Source organism: Williamwhitmania sp., assembly GCA_035529935.1.
Lineage (GTDB): Bacteria > Bacteroidota > Bacteroidia > Bacteroidales > Williamwhitmaniaceae > Williamwhitmania.
The window spans coordinates 1-3,506 of record DATKVT010000205.1; the positions used below are offsets into that span (position 1 = coordinate 1).

Genomic DNA, 3,506 nt, shown 5'->3' on the forward strand with positions numbered 1-3,506 from the left:
AGTCAAAACGGTAACTTATTCCCAAATTTGCATCTTGAACTTCAACGATTGGTTTATCATCTTCAACGGAATCAACGTTTATTCCACAATAAGGACTTGGGCAACGTCCCTGCTCAATCGGCGCAGCAAGATGATCTATGCAAATGTTGCGCTGTACATAATCGTATTTTTGCCCTTGAAACTCTCCTGGCGTCACATCTTTGTCGCAGCTAAAGCCAATGCTATTATCTTTCAGCTGGCCTGTCCGAATTTTATCAAGGACTTCTTTGCTTGTGCGGTCTTTAAAAAAGCGAATATCCACTTCTATGCCACGTCTACAGGGCCTATTTGTTTTGGGGTCGTTGAGGTCTTTTCTGAAGCGGGGGTTTTCCATGCGCCCGTTTATGTCGTTTACGTTTCTGATTTGGTCACTTGCAGGGTGAGATAGGGCTTTTACCCATCTGCCCTCAGCGGTCCATGTAGCCTTTTCTAGTTCGTCAGCGGGTTTGTATGCCATGCCATCTTTGTATTTATGCACAATTTCGGAGGCTATCACTGCCTTAACAACGAGAAATTTGTCGTCGTCCTGGATGATTCTGCTATCTTCCAAAACAGCGAAGTCTACAACAATTTGCCTAATCAAATCTTATCACCATAATTTTGGAGTTACTTTTCCTTAGTCAAGAAATCCTGACGAAAAAGCTCTTTAAGTGAAATAATACCTATTGCATTTGGTATCTGTGAGAAAGAGTTTAGCACTACTGGTCATTCTATCTTGTCTTGCAACAACATTGCTTATCCCTGATTTTTTCTTTGGAGCTAATGCGGTTGATAACACTTGGGTATCCAAAGCACCTATGCCAACCGCAAGAACATCTTTAGGTGCCGCTGAGGCAAATGGAAAAATCTATGCTATCGGTGGTTTTAGTGATCTTAACAATACTGAAGAATATGATCCCGTGACTGATACCTGGACAATAAAAGCATCCATGCCTACTCCAAGATTTAGTTTTGCCATAGCAGCCTATCAAAACAAAATTTACTGCATAGGGGGCTTAGTCGGTAGAGGTGCTCCTTTCAGTTCTTCAGTTACTGGAGCAATTGAAGTTTATGACCCAGCCACTGATACTTGGGAAGTAAAAAAGCCAATGCCTACCCCCAGGGCACAATTAGAAGCAAACGTTGTTAATGGTAAAATTTACTTAATTGGCGGAAGGACAGGTGGGCAGAATTCAACTGTCTCAACGAATCAAGTTTATGATCCAATTAGCGAGAAATGGGAAACAAAAAGACCTATGCTTTATCCTGTTGTTTCTTTTTCTTCGGCAGTAGTCGGCAACAAAATCTATGTGTTGGGGGGTCAAGATGAGTTCAATAACCCGGTGAATTTGGATGTAATCCAAATTTATGATTGTACAAGTGACTCTTGGACTATTGGAACTCCGATGAAAACAACTGTGCTAAATTCAGCGGCATGCACCATTTCGGATCCACTTGGTTCTGCAAGAATCTATCTTGTTGGTGGACAACTTGGAGCGCTAGGGACAGGAGGTAATATAACTGATATGGTTCAAGTTTACAACCCTGAAAATAGCTCTTGGAGTGTTGGTGTTCCTATGTTAACTGCCCGCGATGGATTGGCAGTAGCAGTTGTAAACAACACGGTATATGCAATAGGCGGAGTAGGTGGCAATATTATGTTATCTGGGGAGGGATATGCAGAAAACGAAGCGTATACGCCAATTGTCGATCAGCCACCGTCTTCATCACCTTCACAAACGCCATTACCCACTCAGGAGTCTTTTCCAATTCTAACAGTAGTGGCTATTTCTACTGTAGCTGTAGTTGTAATTGGTTTTGGTTTGTTGGTTTACCACAAGAAACGCCGGCTTAAATCGGGAGGTAAACCATGAGAAAAAATGTTGCATTGTTGCTTGTTCTCGTCTTCCTAACAGCGTTATGCGTAAGCGAAGCGCATCCCGTGTCTGCGTTATCAGAAAATTCTTGGATAACAAAAGCGCCAATGCAGCATGCAAGATTACGTCTTGGAGTTGCAGTTGCGAACGAAAAAATTTACGCTATCGGAGGAGATGATTTAAGCTTGGTTGGAAATGCTCTTTCACCTGAAATGGTTTATGGATCGATAGCAAGTTCTAACGAAGAATACAATCCAGTTACTGACACGTGGACTTTTAAGACTCCTATGCCGACTCCGAGAACCCGTTTCGGGATAGCTGTCTACAACAATAAAATCTATTGTATAGGAGGTTATATCGGTAATGGCAACGTCACGGCAATAAATGAAGTTTACGATCCAGCAACCGACACGTGGACGACTAAAGCGCCTATGCCTACAGCAAGAAGCTTGCCAGGCGCTAACATTATAGCAGGTAAAATCTACCTTATAGGGGGAAGAGTTGGTGGTCAGGCATATCAATCTACATTAGCAAATGAAGTATATGATCCTGATGCCGACTCTTGGACTACAAAAACGCCATCGCCAATTAGAATCACTAGTTTAGGCTCAGCTGTCTTTAATAACCAAATATATTTCATAACTACAAAGAGCACAAAGGAAAACCCCGCTCAAGGCGGATTAATTCTAACTTATAATCCGTTTGCTGATAGTTGGAGCTTTGGGAAATCTTCGCCTACTTATGGGTCAGCTTGCGCTATCGGTGCAGCATCAGGCGTGAAGTCTTCTAAAGGCATTTATTTTTTTGATGAATCGGCAACTTATATGTATGATCCGCTAACTGAAAGTTGGATTAATGATACTTCTATGCCTACAGCCAGAGGATACGCTGGAGTAGCCGTTTTAAACGATGAATTTTACATAATCGGTGGAATATTTGCTCCGTTTGACGGCTATCTCGTTATGACAAAGTCTGCAACCACAAATGAGCATTACACCCCCCTCGGGGACGGAACACCTGACCAGTCGCCTTCACCAACTTCAACACCAACCCCCGAATCCAAACAGGCAGAGGCTTTCCTAACAACCTTAGCCGTAGCATCTATTGTATCAATAGCCATTATAGGCATAGGTTTGCTTGTTTACTTCAAGAAACGCAAACTGAGGGTTGAGAATTCTGATTCTTTTTCCCAGGGAAACCAAACATCCCACTCGTGAAAACAATTTGGGTGTGCAGGGAACTCTGGCATGAACATACCTTGACGATAGATTCGCCCATAATACTTGTTGCAGTATTCGCATTTTGGTTGCGGACCAGCCAGCTTGAAGTATTGCACTAAGAAACTAAACCCCAGAACGCTGCAAACGCAGAGTCAGGATCCACAGGTTCAGCGCCAGTACGTTCTATCTCATAATAGTGAGGGCACTTCGGATGCTTAGGAAGCTCCGGCGTAAACTGTCCTCGATGGTAAACTTGGCCTACATGCAACGCACACCACTCGCAAGTATTGCGTGTGATGTCGCCGCTAATGCGTAAATCTGTAGCGCCATTGGAGGTAGCTATAACTTTTAAGGCGGCATTATAAGTGCCAAACTGCACTTGATCCGCTAA

Annotated in this window: 4 protein-coding genes; 2 read left to right on the forward strand and 2 right to left on the reverse strand. The window is 43.1% G+C overall.

All coding sequences use genetic code 11. The annotated features are described in order from the left end of the window. Window positions 1-622 (reverse strand): DUF2213 domain-containing protein (locus VMW01_15685; protein HUW07690.1); only part of this gene is annotated, 622 nt, incomplete at its 3' end. Window positions 623-719: 97 nt separating this feature from the next. Between VMW01_15685 and VMW01_15690 the strand changes: the two genes are divergently transcribed. Together VMW01_15690 and VMW01_15695 are read left to right on the forward strand one after the other, a co-directional pair. Beyond that, window positions 720-1,892 carry a kelch repeat-containing protein gene (locus VMW01_15690; protein HUW07691.1) on the forward strand — a complete coding sequence of 391 codons (1,173 nt, stop codon included), beginning with the start codon at window positions 720-722 and terminating at the stop codon, window positions 1,890-1,892. Then, window positions 1,889-3,112: a kelch repeat-containing protein gene (locus VMW01_15695; GenBank protein ID HUW07692.1), complete on the forward strand. Its 1,224-nt coding sequence runs from the start codon at window positions 1,889-1,891 to the stop codon at window positions 3,110-3,112. The genes VMW01_15690 and VMW01_15695 overlap by 4 nt, the downstream gene beginning before the upstream one ends. 118 nt (window positions 3,113-3,230) lie before the next feature. Here VMW01_15695 and VMW01_15700 read toward each other — a convergent pair. After that, window positions 3,231-3,506: hypothetical protein (locus VMW01_15700; GenBank protein ID HUW07693.1), on the reverse strand; the 276-nt coding region annotated here is incomplete at its 5' end.

Bases quoted from the DNA above. Each gene is read 5' to 3' on its own strand.
- VMW01_15695 (HUW07692.1), top strand. From the start codon at position 1,889: ATGAGAAAAAATGTTGCATTGTTGCTTGTTCTCGTCTTCCTAACAGCG.